General features: G+C 31.2%; 14 protein-coding genes. 7 read left to right on the top strand and 7 right to left on the bottom strand.

The window, feature by feature from the left end:
* Window positions 1-128 precede the first annotated feature (128 nt).
* Complete coding sequence (locus V9L04_RS02425) at window positions 129-329, top strand: KTSC domain-containing protein (RefSeq protein ID WP_338792474.1); 201 nt, start codon at window positions 129-131, stop codon at window positions 327-329.
* Window positions 330-557: 228 nt separating this feature from the next.
* Window positions 558-1,424: a hypothetical protein gene (locus tag V9L04_RS02420; RefSeq protein ID WP_338792473.1), complete on the top strand. Its 867-nt coding sequence runs from the start codon at window positions 558-560 to the stop codon at window positions 1,422-1,424.
* 345 nt (window positions 1,425-1,769) lie between these two features.
* Here V9L04_RS02420 and V9L04_RS02415 read toward each other — a convergent pair whose 3' ends face one another.
* Both V9L04_RS02415 and V9L04_RS02410 read right to left on the bottom strand, forming a co-directional pair.
* The gene (locus V9L04_RS02415; RefSeq protein ID WP_338792472.1) at window positions 1,770-3,023 is read right to left on the bottom strand and encodes a proline dehydrogenase family protein; all 1,254 of its coding nucleotides are present in this window, start codon (window positions 3,021-3,023) and stop codon (window positions 1,770-1,772) included.
* 267 nt (window positions 3,024-3,290) lie between these two features.
* Window positions 3,291-4,391, bottom strand: coding sequence for an AI-2E family transporter (locus tag V9L04_RS02410; protein WP_338792471.1), 1,101 nt, complete (start codon window positions 4,389-4,391; stop codon window positions 3,291-3,293).
* Between the two features lie 166 nt (window positions 4,392-4,557).
* Here V9L04_RS02410 and V9L04_RS02405 point away from each other — a divergent pair, with 166 nt between their 5' ends.
* The 4 genes from V9L04_RS02405 to V9L04_RS02390 all read left to right on the top strand — a co-directional run bounded on the left by V9L04_RS02405 (window position 4,558) and on the right by V9L04_RS02390 (window position 8,259).
* Window positions 4,558-4,716, top strand: coding sequence for a hypothetical protein (locus V9L04_RS02405; protein ID WP_338792470.1), 159 nt, complete (start codon window positions 4,558-4,560; stop codon window positions 4,714-4,716).
* A 187-nt stretch (window positions 4,717-4,903) separates the two neighbouring features.
* Window positions 4,904-5,674: a VWA domain-containing protein gene (locus V9L04_RS02400; protein ID WP_338792469.1), complete on the top strand. Its 771-nt coding sequence runs from the start codon at window positions 4,904-4,906 to the stop codon at window positions 5,672-5,674.
* Between the two features lie 143 nt (window positions 5,675-5,817).
* Complete coding sequence (locus V9L04_RS02395; protein ID WP_338792468.1) at window positions 5,818-6,726, top strand: peptidyl-prolyl cis-trans isomerase; 909 nt, start codon at window positions 5,818-5,820, stop codon at window positions 6,724-6,726.
* A 180-nt stretch (window positions 6,727-6,906) separates the two neighbouring features.
* Window positions 6,907-8,259 carry a peptidylprolyl isomerase gene (locus V9L04_RS02390; RefSeq protein ID WP_338792467.1) on the top strand — a complete coding sequence of 451 codons (1,353 nt, stop codon included), beginning with the start codon at window positions 6,907-6,909 and terminating at the stop codon, window positions 8,257-8,259.
* A gap of 209 nt (window positions 8,260-8,468) precedes the next feature.
* Here V9L04_RS02390 and V9L04_RS02385 read toward each other — a convergent pair whose 3' ends face one another.
* Window positions 8,469-9,608, bottom strand: a complete 1,140-nt coding sequence (locus tag V9L04_RS02385) for a TIR domain-containing protein (RefSeq protein WP_338792466.1) — start codon at window positions 9,606-9,608, stop codon at window positions 8,469-8,471.
* Between the two features lie 120 nt (window positions 9,609-9,728).
* Window positions 9,729-11,054, bottom strand: coding sequence for a tyrosine--tRNA ligase (tyrS, locus tag V9L04_RS02380; RefSeq protein WP_338792465.1), 1,326 nt, complete (start codon window positions 11,052-11,054; stop codon window positions 9,729-9,731).
* A 246-nt stretch (window positions 11,055-11,300) separates the two neighbouring features.
* On the opposite strand from tyrS, the gene V9L04_RS02375 reads away from it, so the two are divergent.
* The gene (locus tag V9L04_RS02375) at window positions 11,301-12,584 is read left to right on the top strand and encodes a CAP domain-containing protein (RefSeq protein WP_338792464.1); all 1,284 of its coding nucleotides are present in this window, start codon (window positions 11,301-11,303) and stop codon (window positions 12,582-12,584) included.
* A gap of 293 nt (window positions 12,585-12,877) precedes the next feature.
* On the opposite strand, the gene V9L04_RS02370 is transcribed toward V9L04_RS02375, so the two are convergent.
* From V9L04_RS02370 to V9L04_RS02360, 3 genes are all read right to left on the bottom strand, one after another.
* Window positions 12,878-13,555 carry a DUF1684 domain-containing protein gene (locus V9L04_RS02370; protein ID WP_338792463.1) on the bottom strand — a complete coding sequence of 226 codons (678 nt, stop codon included), beginning with the start codon at window positions 13,553-13,555 and terminating at the stop codon, window positions 12,878-12,880.
* Window positions 13,556-13,634: 79 nt separating this feature from the next.
* Window positions 13,635-14,864 (bottom strand): serine hydrolase domain-containing protein, encoded by a 1,230-nt coding sequence (locus V9L04_RS02365; RefSeq protein WP_338792462.1) that lies wholly within the window; start codon window positions 14,862-14,864, stop codon window positions 13,635-13,637.
* A 17-nt stretch (window positions 14,865-14,881) separates the two neighbouring features.
* A complete protein-coding gene (locus V9L04_RS02360) occupies window positions 14,882-16,036 on the bottom strand; it encodes a pepsin/retropepsin-like aspartic protease family protein (RefSeq protein ID WP_338792461.1) in 1,155 nt (384 codons plus the stop codon).
* Window positions 16,037-16,038 lie beyond the last annotated feature (2 nt).

The raw sequence follows: 16,038 nt of genomic DNA, 5'->3' as shown, positions 1-16,038 counted from the left end.
AAAATGGAATGATTTCTCAAAAAAAATACTTATATTAATAGACCATTAAAGTAGTATTTTGCTTTAACTCGGAACTTAGCCATTAGGAAAAATAATTTCTTTATCCTTTACTCTAAAATCACACAACCATGAGACATTTCCCATTTTCTTATCAAACAATTCGTTCTGCTGTTTATAATTTAGCAGAAAAAACTCTTGAAATTGAGTTTAAAGACGGTTCTTCTAAACGTCTTCGTGATATTACACCACAGATTTATACACATTTGATGAATCGTTCGCTTTGTGAAAAGTTGCTTTCAAAGTTTAGCAAAGAATTAAGCGCAGAATAATATACTATTAATTTTGATTGATAATTTTAAAAACAGAAAAGTCTTTATTAGAAATAATCTAGTAAAGACTTTTTTTATTTGACCTTCTTTTTTATAGAGCAATTAAGACAAGATAAATAATCATAAAATGTAAAATTTACTTACTTTTTTGTATTTTCGAAAATGCAATAGCTAACAAATGTCTGTTTGTTAGTCAATTCAGAATAAATAAAGTAAAAATATAGATTTATGCACACTCATATAATACAAAATCCTAGACATAAGGCATTTCTTGATGAAAATAGAAGTGACCCAATTACTGGCGACGATATAAAAGAAGGCGATGAAATTGTGTTTTGTGCTGTTTGTAAATCTGCTTTTTTAAAAGATACGTGGCTTTATTTAGCTAAGACACATTGCAATCAAAGCGAAACATTAGGAAAATTTCCTTTAAGTGAAAAGCTAGAAATTAGTGGAGTTACTCGCCCTCCTTTGTATGTGATTCAATGTAATGACAAAATTTCTAGTTCTTATACGAATGAGTTTTCAAATGAAACAGATAATCATTTTATGAATCAGCCAGTAGTTGTTGATGAGCGTTCATTTTATCAAAAAAACACTTTTTCTATTTGGGTAATTTGTATTTCTGCTGTTTTGATTCTTCTGACAATGATTAAAGGAGTTGCACCACTTTCAATAGGAATTACATTTGTGGCAATTATGACCATAGGAATAAAATCCATGTTTTTTAAAGACAAAAAACTATTTGCTCCCTCTAAAAAGAAAAAAGAAATTGAAAGTATAGAAATTCATTCAAAACATATTTCAATTCGATTCAAGGATACAAAAAAAGACGTTAGGATTATTTTGAAGTCTATTTTGGCAATTAATTTAATTTATTCTAGTAGCTCGTATAGTTTACAAGTTGTGAAGAAAGGAAATAAAATCTATGATTTTTCAACTTCACTAAATACTGTTACACAAATTAATCAACTGCTTCATAGTTTGGTTCAGTTTGATGAAAAAGTCAATATTTTTGTTAGAAATCTGCCTTATAACGACCGTGTAAAACTACGAAAGTGGGAAACAGAAAATGAAAACGTACTTTTGTATTGATGAATAAACGACAAGTTAAAACCCTATCGTTTACCCACAAGTCTGAAACGTGCTTGAAATAGGTAAAAGAGCTGTATTTCTGTTTCAGTTCGCCATTATCAACGTCTTGTTATCTTCGATAACTGACGCTTGCTAAGGCAAAATGAAACACCACTATTAAGTTTTTCCCTTGGCAAGCGTGCATTTTCGAAGAAAATGGACGTTGTCAATGGGGAATACGACGAAAAAGCAATGAATGAATACATTTTTTGCTTTTAAAAAACATGTGGGTAAACGATAGAAGTTAAAACCCTATTCAATTGAAAATAGTATTAACTCTGAATTGAACAGGGTTGTAATCTATTTTTATGATTTGATTTGTCTTACTTGTTTTCTTCGTTCTATTTCTTTCTGTATCAATAAATATTCTCTACTGGTTTGTCCTGCAATGGCTGTATTTTCGTCAGCTCTTCGCATTAAGTAGGGCATAACATCTTTTACTGCACCATAAGGAACATATTTTGCTACATTATATCCTGCTGCTGCCAAATTATTTGACATATTATCACTCATTCCATAAAGTTGTGCAAAGTAAAAACTAGGGTCATTTTTTTTAATATTGTGAGAATCCATCAAAACAACAAGTGAATAACAACTCAGTTCATTATGTGTTCCTGCACAAAGAGCCATACGATCTCTATTTTCTACACAAAATTCCATTCCTGCGTCAAAATCTCTATCTGTACTTAATTTATCGGGTTGGATGGGATCTGGATAGCCTTTTTCTTCTGCTCGTTTGCGTTCTTTTTCCATATATGCACCACGAACAAGTTTTGCTCCTACATAATAGTTTCCCTCAACTGCATTGTGATAAGCTGTTTTTAATTTTTCAAGTCTATCAACTGTATACATTTGATAGGTATTATAAATGAGAGCTTCTTCCTTATTGTATTTTTGCATCATTTGATACGTCAAATCGTCTATAGTTTCTTGAAACCAAGTTTCCTCTCCATCTATAAAAAGACGAACATTATTTTGATAAGCTGTTTCACAAATTTCGTTGAGTCGTTTATTCAAATTTTCCCAATTGATTTGCTCTTCATTATTCAAAGGCTCTTTTGCTTGTATTTTTTCCAAAATTTTGGAATGTCCAATACCTGTAATTTTAAAAACACAAAAAGGAATATTTGTGTCTCCTTTTGCTCTTTCTATGGTTCTGATAATTTCATTTTTTGTTTTCTCAAAACCTGTTACAGATTTTTCACCTTCTACTGAATAATCTAGAATTGTCCCAATTCCTGCTTGAGAAAGCTGGATAACGGTTCGTTCGCTGTCTTCAATAGTTTCTCCACCACAAAAATGTTCGAAAAGAGTATTTTTTACAACAGGTTTTACAAACGGCATTTTAATCTTGAAAGCCAATTTTAAGAGAGGCGTTCCCGACCCTACAAGTGTAGGGTTATTCATTGTCCAAAAAAGAAGATTCATCTTTTTTAAATCAAAATCTGAACGAGTAGCAAAAGCTGTTTCTGTGTCATCAAAAGAAACGTGCTGTTTTGCCATCTGAATAATCTCTAAAGCAGACAAATCAGACAAGTTTGTGTTAGGTTGTGTATCCATTTTGGTCAGTTCTCAGTGAAGAATTGCTAGTAAACAGACTAGCAAATCGTCAAATTATTTTTTTATGATATGTAATTTTTAAATTCAAAATTTATCTAGGAAAACTAATTTTTGATTTCCTAAAAAACACTAACTTTTGTTGGTATTTTAGCGAAGTGACACCACTAAATAAATGCACAAAGCCATTAGTTTTGTTACTCTTCAGGTCTTAAAATAACTCAGAAGTATGATTTTGATTATTTACTATCTATCCTTTACAGTTTATTTCTAACTTCTTCCGAAAATTCTATATTCTTTATATCCTTTCCAAAATTCTAAAGCCATAACTCTTAAAATAGTATAGACAGGAATAGCGAAAATCATTCCCACAGCACCAGCCAAAGCTGCTCCCATAAAAACAACACTAAATATTTCTAAAGGATGTGCTTTTATACTTCTTGAAAAAATAATGGGTTGAAGCAAAAGGTTATCAGAAAGTTGGACTATCAAAAATACGATAATTACTTTGATTGCTAAAATAGAAAATGCAGTATCTTGAGTTTGTTGAAGTTGAGTAGAAAGCGAAACAATAAGACCAAAAGAAGCTCCCAAAATAGGACCTATATAAGGAATTAGATTGGCAATGGCTGCAAAAATAGCAATTGTAACAGCATATTTTACTTCTGAAACAATAAGTCCAATCGAAACCAAAGTAAAGATAGAGAACATCTGAATTAGCAGTCCGAAAAGGTAATTGGAAAGTAGTTTTTCAATTTTATAAATAGCACTTATCGAAACCTCAAAATAGGCATTTGGAATCAGTGCAATTACATTTCTTCTAAAAAGTCCTTTTTCGTAGAGCAAAAAGAAAGAAATAAAAAGTACCGAAATTGTTCCTATAAAAATATTACTTGTCGTTGAGAGAATCTCATTGATAACATTTCCAATTTTCATTTCTACAAAAAAAGAGAAAAAATAGTCTTGAATTCCATTCATCAAAAAACCTTTTTCTTCTTTTACCCATCTTCTTTCTATTAAAAAATTCTCTATATAATCAATAGGAGAAACAATATTTTCAAAAAGGGAGTTGTAATCTAGAGCTGAAATAAATTCTATTTGCTCAGAAACTAGTGGAATAAAAAGCAGAACAAAAAGAGCAATAATGCCAGCAAAAATAGAAAAGGAAAGCATCACAGCAAAAGCACGAGGCAATTGAATCCCTGCAATCTGAATCTGACTAATATAGTTGGTGGGAGTTTGAAGAACAGCACTAAAAACCATGGCAACTACGAAATATCCTACAATGGTAGAAAAGAACCAACTAAAAATACCTAGAAGAACTAAAATTGGAAGAACTATTAGGTAAAAAATAACTAAGCGTCTTATCATTTTTTGATTGCGTTTTTTTTACAAAAATACAGATTAAATCAACGCTAATTTACTATTAATAAAAAAATCTTTGAAAAAATCAGATACAAAATACTAACTTTTTCTAATTTGAGTGTTTTTTAGCTAATTTGTAGAAAATTATTATGTGCTTAAAGTTTTATTAGTTATGAAAAATAATAAACAACGACCTTTTATTCTATCCCAAAAAACAATTCGGACATTAGCTTTACTTTTTGTGGCTTTACTTACTGCTGGAACAGTTCTTATTTTGGGAGGCTTTGAAGTAAACTGGAAAGATGCATTGGAAGGTCTATTGAAAATGTAAATTAATTTAATGATTTGAGAAAACTAAGACTAGTTATGACTACTTCGGATTGATTTTTGAATTAAAGTATCACTAATTTAAGTCAATTTTTTATTTGTAAAATCCTAATTTTATTTAAATATTTTATAAATTTGACAATTCATTTCTTCCTAATCTATTCCTAGTTTACTACTAAAAAATCTTTTCAATGACATATTCTAATTCTTTACAAAAATTCATACAACAATTGGTTGTCTCTTCTTTTTTAGCCATTTGCTTTTTATTCTCTTTTATAACTCATTCTTATGCACAAGATGAAGCACCAACAGATAGTGTTTTAACAGAAGAAGTAAAAGAAGAAATTGTTTTAGAAGAACACATGGATATTATTTTGGCGATTGATGTTTCTTCATCTATGAAAGTAGAGGACGTAACACCAACCCGACTAGAAGCTGTAAAATCGGCAGCACAACAACTTATGAGTGTACATGCAACAGCACGTTATGGTATTGTGCTTTTTGCTGGAGAATCTATGATTTATGCTCGCTTGGGTGATCAAGAAGTCGATTTGTATCAACTTTTAGAGCAAATTACGACTGATTTGGTAGATGGAACAGGAACAGTACTTGGAGAAGCTCTTGATACTTCAATCAAAGAGTTTGAGCGTGTAGGTTCTACAGATAGAAAAATTATTATCTTTAGTGATGGTGCAACTTCTGAAAGTGACAATATTTTCAAACGTGCTTTACTTTTGGCTAGTAAGCGTGACGTAGAAGTGTATGCAATTGGTGTTGGAGGTGGAGGAGAAGCTGCCATTACTACGCCTGATCAAGAGCATATTACTATCAAAAGTCCTTATAATGATGCATCTTTGAAGCAAATTAGTATTTTTACAAATGGAAAATATTATCACGCAGAAAGTTTTGAAGAGATGAGTAAGATAGCTGAAGAAATATCTCTTCTTCTTAATTCTAAATAGAGCTAGGATGGACTTCTTGGCTGTTTGAAGAAATTTGTCACGAATCAAATTTATTTTTTGTAATTTTGCATTCTTATATTTTAAACCCTAAGGGTCTTTAAAGATTCTTAGGGTTTTGAGTTGAGTACAACAAATAGCAAATTATGAGTGATAATAGATGTAGAGTTATTTTCTCTATGAAAGGAAATAATTTTTTAATTATATTTTTATTTTTGACAAGTTTTATTTTTTCTTGTCAAGAAGCTGAAACAAAAGAAGAAATAACAGGAACTCCTGTGGCACAAGTAGGAGAGAGTTATCTATTTCAAGAAGAAATAACAGAACTTTTACCTCCTAATTATAGCCAAGAAGACAGCACAAATATTGTAAAAAGATATGTTGATAATTGGATAGAAAGAAAACTTTTACTCAAAGAAGCAGAATCTAAAAGTGGCATTGACCAAAAAGAATTAGAAGAACGATTAGAAGATTATAAATATCAACTCTTGGTTCATGCTTACAAACAAAACTATGTCAATGAATATTTGGATACACTTGTTACAGAGCCTCAAATAAGCACATATTATGAAGAAAACAAAGCAAATTTTGAATTGAAACAGCCTATTGTAAAAGCTTATTTTGTAAAAGTAAAATTAAATACACCTCAAACTCAATTAGATGATCTCCGTAAATGGATGCGTTCTGATTTAGAACCTAACTCAGACGAAACTGAGAAATTAAAATCATATAGCTATGGTTTTGCAGCAAGTTATTTTCTGCAAGACGATAAATGGTTACCTATTTCAGAGCTTGTTGCCAATACGCCTTTTGATAGAAATTTATTACTTCAAAAAAATAAATTTGTAGAAAGTGAAGACGCAGCCTATTATTATTTCTTAAAGATAAACGATTTCAAAATTCAAGACCAAGTTTCTCCATTAGACTATGTCAAAAGTCAAATTATTAGTGTGATTCTGAACAAAAGAAAAGTAGAGTTACAAAAGGAACTTGAAACAAAAGTAATGGACAGAGCAAAAGAAAATCAGGACTATAAAATTTTTGTGGTAGAATAAAATTATTTTTTTGCTACAAAAACGCCTTGTTTTACGTACTCCTTTTGGTTAAGTCCTCAATGAAACTTTACTTTTATTGAACTTACAATAAATATTAAAATTTGCTTTTGTTGGTATTTTAGCGTAGCCAAGCCAACAAATACACAATAAAAACTAAACATCAATTCACTAATTTTATATATGAACAATTTCAAAATCAAATTTTCTACTTTTTTACTCTTATTGGGATTTTGTCTGATTTCTACAACTAGTTTTTCGCAACAAGTAGCAGACAAAATTATCGTTAAGGTAGATAATTATATCATTCTGAAATCAGAATTAGAACTTTCATATCAAAACTATTTAAGTTCTCAAGAGGGAAAAGAAAGTCCAAATGCAAAATGCGAAATCTTGCGTCAACTTCTTTTTAATAAAGTAATGTATGCTAAAGCAGAAATAGATTCTGTGATTGTCTTAGATGCACAAGTAGAAAGTGAAGCATCAAATCGTCTTTCTATGATGGTCGAACGTGCAGGTGGTGATGAGAAAAAACTAGAGGAGTATCTAGGCAAATCTTTAGCTGATATAAAAGAAGAGCTTTTAGAACCTATCAAAGAACAGCTAACTATTCAAAAAATGCGCTCTGAAATAACAACAGATGCAAAAGTAACTCCTTCACAGGTTCGTAAATTTTATAAATCTATCCCTCAAGATAGTTTGCCATTTTTGCCAGCAGAATATGAAGTAGCTCAAATGCTAGTTTATGCAAAGGTAAGTAAGCAAGAAAAAGACAGAGTAAGAAAACAGCTTTTAGATATTCGTACACGTATCAAGGCAGGAGAAGATTTTGCAGCTCTAGCTAAAGAATTTTCTGCCGATTTGGGTTCGGCTGCTCAAGGTGGAAACTTAGGATACAGAGAACGTGGAGAACTTGTTCCTGAATATGAAGCAGCTTCTTTTGCTCTTAAACCAATGGAGATTTCAGAACCAATTGAATCAGAATATGGTTTTCACTTGATTCAACTTTTAGAAAGACGTGGAAACTTGATTAATACTCGTCATATTCTCATTCGTCCAAAACCGAGTGCTGAAGATATGGTTTATACCAATCATTTTGTTGATAGTCTTCGTAATTTGATTATAAAAGATAGTTTGACATTTGCAAAAGCTGTATTTGAGCATTCAGCTGATAGAAGTTCAAAAAATAATGGTGGACGTATTTTGAGTCAGCAAACAGGAAGCTCTAAACTAGTAGCTGAAGATTTTGATTATAATACATATTTGATTTTAGATACAATGAAATTAAAATCAGTTAGTCAGCCGTTGCCATTTAGAAGTCCTGACGGAAAAGAAGCTGTGCGTCTTTTGTATTTTATAGATAAAACAAAACCTCACCAAGCAAATTTGAATGATGATTATGAAAAAATCTATCAAGCAGCTTTAAATGACGAAAGGGCAAAAATGCTTGATGAGTGGTTCTTTACAGCCATAAAAGAACTTTATATCGATATTGATGAAGATTACAATAAATGTAATCTTATAGAGGGAATTTAATTTTTGAAGTCGTTGGTAGAGACACCGAAAACGGCTAAATTGTAAGTGATAATTATAAAAAATGGTTTCAAGTATTTTGCTTGAAACCATTTTTTTTTATCCTCGTTGACGGCTGCATTTGAGCCTCAACGACGGTTTACTTTACTATTTCAACCGTCAACAAGGTGTTGCCGTCGTTAAGGTGTTGCCGTCGTTGAGGATTTCGAATATTACTTTATATCATCACAAACTTTCTGCATTCCTGTTTCAAAATTATTCTTACTTATTTTTCTACAAAGAGAATTTTTTAAACGTCCTACTATTTCAGCTAAATTAGTTTCTAGCTTTCTATAACGAGTACGCTCATCTTGCAAATGTTCGATTCCAATATTTTCTTTTCTACATTCGTCAATTTCTTCATCAATTTCTTGTAGTTCTTTTCTAACTACTTTCATACTTTCTCTAACAAACGAACGTCCGAAGAAAGAATCATCTTCATAAACAGCAATAAATTTTTTATCAGCTAATTTTTCTCCTGCAAAAGTAAGCACACTTTCCATCGCTACCCACGCAGAAAGTAAGCTATTTTCTGAAACCAAAGAAAGCGTAATATCATTTTCTCGCACACATTTTTCAATAAATGTTTTTATGTCTTCACCTGATTTCATTGCTTCTGAATCTATGGTAACATCAATTTCTTGTTTTCTCAAAAAGTCTTTTACTCTATTGGCTAATTCCTTGTCTTTGTGATTGTAGGAAATAAAGACAGAGGTTTTCTTTTCTTCCTTCAAACTATCTTTCATTTCCTCTTGTGCTTTTTGAGTTTTTGCATCTAAATCGTTCAATTCTGAATTAGAAGGATTCTCTTCTCTTAATTTTTGGATTTTCTGACGATAATTTTCTAAATCTATTTCCTCTTTTTGTAATTGCTTTTTTAATGCAAATTTTTGATTTCCACTTGCTATTCCTAATTCTTCTTGTAAAAACTCCTTTTTTTCTAAAATCAAATCAATCGCTTTTCTGATTCCTTCAATTTCTTTTTCTGTTCCATAAGCCATAGTTTCAGTAGTTTTTTGAGGTGTAGTTTTATGATTTTGTTCAATAATTGGAACAACTTCTTTAATTTTAGAGCTATTCAAAAATATTTGTAATCCTTGAACTTGCATAGGATTAGGCGCAAATCCCATATTTATTTGATGCAAAATATTCATTTTGATAGTAGAATATTGATTATACGGATTTTCTTCAAAATACAAATTCAAATAATCAAATAATTCTTGAAACTTTCCTGCTTCAACTTGTTTTTTTAGTTGTGTTATTTTTTCTGACATAGGTGTTGGAACTTTACATTGATGAGTATTACAAATCATGTGGGTTTTTAGAAAGAAATTTAAGAAAAATACTCATTTTCTTTTAAAAAAGCCATAAAAAAACGGTTTCAAATTATACTATAACTTGAAACCGTTTTTACTTTATTACTTATTCAGAATTTACTTATTTACACAAATCAAATAATAATTTTTCTTTCCTCGCTGAACAAGTAAGTATTTATCTTGTAAAAGAGCAAAATCAACTTCCATTACTGGGTCAGCAATTTTGGCTTTATTAATGCTTACTCCTCCTCCCTTTATCATTTTCTTTGCTTCACTTTTTGATGCAAAAATTTCATCTTTAGCGATAGTTGATAGAAGTTCAGTTACATTTTCAGCTTGATGATATTCATCTAAAGAAATATGAATTTGTGGTACATCTTCAAATATTTCTAAAAGTGTTTTTTCATCAGTTTGTTGCAACTTTTTTAAGACATCTTTTGAAAACAAAATTCCTGATGCCTCAACAGCATTTTCATAGGCTTCTTGACCGTGAACTCGTACAGTTACATCTTCAGCAAGAGCTTTTTGAAGAATTCTTTGTCCTTTATCTTTATTATGTTCGATTTCTAGACTTTCAATAGTTTCTTTATCTAAAAGAGTAAAGACACGAATCAAACGAGGTGCAACATCATCATCTGCATTGAGCCAAAACTGGTAAAATTTGTAAGGTGAAGTAAGATTTGGATCAAGCCAAACATTTCCACTTTCAGACTTCCCAAATTTTGTTCCATCTGCTTTTGTAACTAACGGACAAGTAACTGCAAAAGCGTGTTCTCTAGTATCGTCATTATTATTACTTTCGGCATTACTTATTCTTCTGATTAATTCTGTTCCTGAAGTAATATTTCCCCATTGGTCAGAACCTCCCATTTGAAGTTTGACCCCATGGTTTTTATACAAATGATAAAAATCGTAGGCTTGGAGTAATTGGTAAGAAAATTCTGTAAATGAAATTCCTGTTTCAAGGCGTGTTTTGACAGAATCTTTTGCCATCATATAATTGACCGACAAATGCTTTCCGACATCTCTCAAAACCTCTAAAAAGCTAAAGTTTTTAAACCAGTCGTAATTATTTACTAAAACGGCTGCATTTTCTCCTTCAAAATCTAAGAATTTTTGAAGTTGTTCGCCAATACATTTTTCATTATGACGAAGTGTTTTTTCATCTAAAAGATTACGTTCAGCAGATTTTCCTGAAGGGTCGCCTACCATTCCTGTTGCCCCACCAACGAGCGCATAAGGTGTATGTCCTGCACGCTGTAAGTGAACCAAAAGCATTATTGTCGCTAAGTTGCCGATATGCAACGAATCAGCAGTAGGGTCAAAACCAATGTAGCCTGAAATTTTGTTTTCAAGCAAATGTTTTTCTGTGTCTGGGGTGCTGTCTTGTAACATGCCACGCCAGCGAAGTTCTTCTATAAGGTTGGGTATTTGTTTTTCCATAGTACAAAAATAGAAATTCGTTTAATTAAGTTCCTATTTTTTTGAAAAAGAATAAGAAATAATTTTTTGAGTAAACTTTTTTGTGTCTTAAAAACAATTTTCACTTCAGCCTTTGTTGGTGTTTTAGCGTAGCGACACCAACAAATACATGCAAACTAATTTTTAAATAACTTCAATTCTAAAATCAGCTTTTCTTTGGCAATAAAATTGAAAAGTAGATAAATACATCAAAAAAATAATTCAATTATGAGAAAACCATTTTTATTTGTAGTATTTGTGTTTTTTATAGGATTTTTTGGGATTTCTAAAAATTCTTTTGCCCAATGTGACGAGTTCAAAAAATGGATTCCTGAATGGAAAGAGCAAAAATACAGTTCAGCCAATACAGCACAATATGCAGATTACTTGAACGATGAAGAAAAACAATTTTATTATTTTTTGAATCTGATGCGTCTAAATCCACCACTTTTTGCTGAAACTTTTTTAGACAAATGTACAGATTGGAATAGCACAAACTCACTCGGTTATGTAGTAATGTTTGGAAAAGATACAAAGACATTGGCTAGTGAACTCAAAAGATTGCGTCCACTTCCTGTTATTTCTCCGATGAGAGAAGAATGTATTTTGGCGGCATGTTATAATAAAGAGGAAAAATGTGAAAACTTCCAAGTAAGTGGAACTTCTTCTTCTATGTATTATGAAAATACAGGAATGCGATTGTTGATGTCAATTTTGAAATCTCAGTCCAATAGTCAAGCAAAACAGATTTTACTTTCTAATAAAACAGATTATTTTGGAATTTCTATTCTTCCTACACTAAAAAAAGGTGAAACTTCTGCTCGTTTGACAAAATTTGATAAAAAAGTATTAGAAATAAAAGAAAATCAAAGTGGCGATGAAATTATAGAAGATTACACAGAAAATGTAAATGAATCAAATGAGACTCTAGGAATAAAACCTTACCAAAAAGAGTTTCAAGAAGTAGTCCCAGAATGGAAAAATGCAAAGTATACTATAGCCTACACAGCTCAAAGTACAGATTATCTAACCGAAAATGAAAAGTTAGTTTATTATTATCTCAATTTAGCTCGTCTTAATCCTCCTCTTTTTGCAGAAACTTTTTTGGTGAAATATAAAAAGTGGAACTCGTATGAAAATTTGAGTTTATCAGATTATTATACAGGGTCACTTTACAAAACAATGAAAAACATGAAAGCTGTGGGCGTACTTTCTCCTCAAAAAGATTTATTTGAAAGTGCAAGATGTCACGCTATTTCTTCAGGAAAAAAAGGATATGTTGGACATACACGTCTTCCAAACTCGGGTTGTAAATCAAAATTTGCTGGCGAATGTTGCTCGTACGGACAATTTGATGCACTTGAAATTGTAATGCAATTACTCGTCGATTCAGGTGTGCCGAGTTTGGGACATAGAAAAATTTGCTTGAGTGGAAGTTACAAAACATTAGGTGTTTCGGTGCAACCTCACAAAACCTATCGTTTTAATAGTGTTTTAGACTTTGGGAGATAACTAGAGATTAAGGAAAGTTCTAGTATTACGTGAACTCGGTATTATATTCTTGCTTTTATGTCCCTGTGAGACACTTCAAAGTTTCAGACAGTTATGTTGGGCTAAATTGTCTGACACCTTGCAGGTGTACTGACAAGATAGTTAGCAAATCAGCTAATAAAGAAGCATAGACTGATATTTACATAAATTCTAATACCGAGTTCACATTAGTAAAAAATAATTTGTATTCTCTCTAAACTCTTTATTTCTCTGTGGTTCAAGTGTATGTTCCTTTGTGAACTCTGTATTTAAAATCAGTCGTGATTTTCATAACTCACACCAGCCAAAACCTTCACATCCAAATGATTTTCCTTTGGTGGAATTGGACAAGAGTATTTCTTATTATAAGCACAATACGGATTATAGGCTTTATTAAAATCAATTGTAATTTTATCTAGTTCTTGTCCGTCTGCTGCTTCTCTTTCTGGAATTTTTAAATCAATATAACGCCCCCCATAATACGATTCTTGTCCGTTGCTCAAATCTGTAAAAGGCAAGAATAAATAATCTTTGTACTCTTCTTGTTGTGTCAAATTTTCACTTTGATAGACATTTAGTGTGTGCCTTTTTCCGTGCAACTCAAAACTAACTTCTCCAAATTTTTGATAAATTGGTTTCCTATCTGTCGTCGTTTGCATTGCGAAAGGCTTTCCCTCAGTTGTTCTAACAAAATCAGCTTCTACTTTATAGCTTTCATCAATTTTGAAAAAAGGTAAGGATTTGAATTTCTTGCGCTTACTTGCTTCTAAAGGTGATTCTTTAGAATCTTTGTAGCTTATATTCATTTCTTCCTGAAACAGTTTTATTTGAGAAACATAACTCATTTCTTTAGAATTATCACTTGTAATTGCAGTTTTGGAACTTTGACAAGATGAAATAATAAATAAAGCCAAGAGTAATGAAGTAAAGGAAGACGAAATTATCTTTTTCATTATAATATTTTTATAGATTTTAGTGAAAGACATATTCTACAAAAATATCTATTTTATTCGAACTTCAAATAATAAAAAATTATTCAGAGGACGATAAGTAAGAAGATATAGCCGATTTTATTTGTCTAGCCGATTGATTATATACTGTTTGCGTTTCTTCAACGGAAGCATCACTATTAGTCAGTAATAAAAAACCCTCTGGTTTTTCTTTTGAAAATTCTAATAAACAAGTCGTACCAGGGTCGCTTCCACTATGTTGCAAGGTATTATTATTGTGTACCCAAAAAACTCCGTGGTTGTTGTGAGCTTGTAAAATTAGTTTTTCTTCTGCTAAAAGAGGGGAAAATAAAGTTTCAAATCCTTCTGATGAAATTATAGATGCTTCTGAAAAATGAAAGCCTTTTATCATTGCCACTAAAAATAAACTAAGCTCCTCATTTGAGGTAAATACAGAACCGTCTGGATAAGAATCATTTCCATATCTAGGCAAAGGTGTATTTTTATCAAAATACAAAGTAGCCAACTGAGTTTCTGACAAAGAAGGAAAATAAGTGCTTTTATTCATCTCTAATGGTTCAAAAATCTGTTCTTCTAAAAATTGATGATAAGGCTGATTTGCTTTTATTTCAATTAAGTATGCCATCAAAGAAGAAGCAAGGTTAGAATATGCCCATTTTTCTCCAGCTTTAGAATTTGAAAATGCGTCAAGAGAATAATTGATACCACTTGGATAAAAATAATTTGAAATCAAACTTTCTAAAGACTTTTTATTTCGCTGTTCAATTCCCATAAAATTTTGCAACAAGGCTGCTCCTTCTGTGTTCATATTTTCGCCATTTTGAATATAATACGCATCAAAATAGGCTTCTGAAACATCCAATAATGAAGAAGTATGAGTTACCAAATGACGAATTTTGATAATATCATTTGGGTTATTAGGATTTATAATTGGATTTGTTAGAATGCTATTAATATCTGTTTCCAAATCAAAATAACCTAATTCTATTGCTTTGACGGTAGCTACACCCAAAACTGTTTTACTAATTGAGGCAATGGGTTGTAATGTTTGATTGGTATAAATTTCATTGTTTTCGATGTTTTTATGCCCAAAAGAATTTTGATAAGCAAGTTCTCCATTCTTCACAATCGCTAAAGAAAAAGCAGGAAGTTGAGATTCATTATAGACTTCTTGTAAGTATTCTGTAAGCTCTTCATTTGAAGTAATAGGAGTGATAGTTTCATCTTCTGTGCAGCCAAATACAATTAGAGAAAAGAAAGTAAGTAGGGTAAATAAATTGTGTTTTTTCATTTTTAATTAATTGAAGATTAAGGAAATAAATTTATTTTATTGTCATTTTTGAGTTCTAAAACTAAAGTATCGGCTTCAAACATTTTTTTAGCATTCATTATGTAATCACAATGCGAAGAAAACAAATCTTTTGGCTTACGATTATTAACGGAAAGGACAGTATCGCCCAACTGTAAATCTAATTCTGAATTGGTACGATTGACAACCCAAAGAGAATCATTGAGTATTCCTAGCAAAAATTTTGTTGTAGATTCGATTTTTACTTCTTGTTGAGGTTTGAGCAAAATTTTATCATCTTCATAATCAATACAAACTGTAAAATGCTTCAAAAACTCGTTTCCTAAAAGTGCTTTTCCGATAGCCGAAAACTCTACCAACATTTCTGTCTGATAACCTCCTATTTCTACTTTTAACTTCTTTACAATAATTGAATCTGTATTTGAACCATAAATTCCAGAAGTAGATTTATCCAAAATAATTTGTGTTTCGGCTGTTTCAAAATGCTGTGCTAAAGACAAAGGCAAAACCAAACTACCATTAAAACCAACATCAAAAAGTACGTTTTCGACGGTTTTATCGCCTAGTTTTAGATTAATTTTTGGTGTTCCAGACAAAGTAGGACTGTCAAAAGGTAAGGTATAATGTTCCCCATTTATAGAAAAAGGCGTATCTGAAAAGTAGAGTTTTTGATTTTGATAATCAATTTTCCAATGCGCCAGTTTCATTAGATTTGCTCCAATAATTCCGTGTTTGGCAATACAAGGACTAGCCGATTTTTCAGAATAGATGACCTTTCCTGCTCCAATTTTATAAAAAGAAGTTTCTCCAAAAGTTATTGAATCCAAACGAATAACTTTAATTTGTTTGGTTACGCCTTGTGCTGTCGAATTTGATTTAGTGGTAACTGTTTCTAAACCTAAATCAGTCGCTAAGTTATTTTCTACTTTACTATTAAACGCTCCTGTATCAAAAATAAATTCACGCAAAACAGTATCAGCATTTAGCTTGGCTTTTACGACAATCAAGTCTTTTTTGAGTTCGAAAGGTACTTCTTGAACAAAGTTTTTGGCTTTCAATTCTCCTCCTGAAAGTAATCCTACGTTTTTAATGTAGGAACAAGAAGTAGCAAAGACAAGCAATATTAAAAGTAAAGTATATTTGTAATTTATCATTG

This window comes from Bernardetia sp. MNP-M8 (assembly GCF_037126285.1).
GTDB lineage: Bacteria > Bacteroidota > Bacteroidia > Cytophagales > Bernardetiaceae > Bernardetia.
Note: the sequence above shows the minus strand (reverse complement) of the source record. Positions and strands in the feature narration are given on the sequence as shown.

Bases quoted from the DNA above. Each gene is read 5' to 3' on its own strand.
- V9L04_RS02425 (WP_338792474.1), top strand. From the start codon at position 129: ATGAGACATTTCCCATTTTCTTATCAAACAATTCGTTCTGCTGTTTAT.
- V9L04_RS02420 (WP_338792473.1), top strand. From the start codon at position 558: ATGCACACTCATATAATACAAAATCCTAGACATAAGGCATTTCTTGAT.
- V9L04_RS02415 (WP_338792472.1), bottom strand. From the start codon at position 3,023: ATGGATACACAACCTAACACAAACTTGTCTGATTTGTCTGCTTTAGAG.
- V9L04_RS02410 (WP_338792471.1), bottom strand. From the start codon at position 4,391: ATGATAAGACGCTTAGTTATTTTTTACCTAATAGTTCTTCCAATTTTA.
- V9L04_RS02405 (WP_338792470.1), top strand. From the start codon at position 4,558: ATGAAAAATAATAAACAACGACCTTTTATTCTATCCCAAAAAACAATT.
- V9L04_RS02400 (WP_338792469.1), top strand. From the start codon at position 4,904: ATGACATATTCTAATTCTTTACAAAAATTCATACAACAATTGGTTGTC.
- V9L04_RS02395 (WP_338792468.1), top strand. From the start codon at position 5,818: ATGAGTGATAATAGATGTAGAGTTATTTTCTCTATGAAAGGAAATAAT.
- V9L04_RS02390 (WP_338792467.1), top strand. From the start codon at position 6,907: ATGAACAATTTCAAAATCAAATTTTCTACTTTTTTACTCTTATTGGGA.
- V9L04_RS02385 (WP_338792466.1), bottom strand. From the start codon at position 9,608: ATGATTTGTAATACTCATCAATGTAAAGTTCCAACACCTATGTCAGAA.
- tyrS (WP_338792465.1), bottom strand. From the start codon at position 11,054: ATGGAAAAACAAATACCCAACCTTATAGAAGAACTTCGCTGGCGTGGC.
- V9L04_RS02375 (WP_338792464.1), top strand. From the start codon at position 11,301: ATGAGAAAACCATTTTTATTTGTAGTATTTGTGTTTTTTATAGGATTT.
- V9L04_RS02370 (WP_338792463.1), bottom strand. From the start codon at position 13,555: ATGAAAAAGATAATTTCGTCTTCCTTTACTTCATTACTCTTGGCTTTA.
- V9L04_RS02365 (WP_338792462.1), bottom strand. From the start codon at position 14,864: ATGAAAAAACACAATTTATTTACCCTACTTACTTTCTTTTCTCTAATT.
- V9L04_RS02360 (WP_338792461.1), bottom strand. From the start codon at position 16,036: ATGATAAATTACAAATATACTTTACTTTTAATATTGCTTGTCTTTGCT.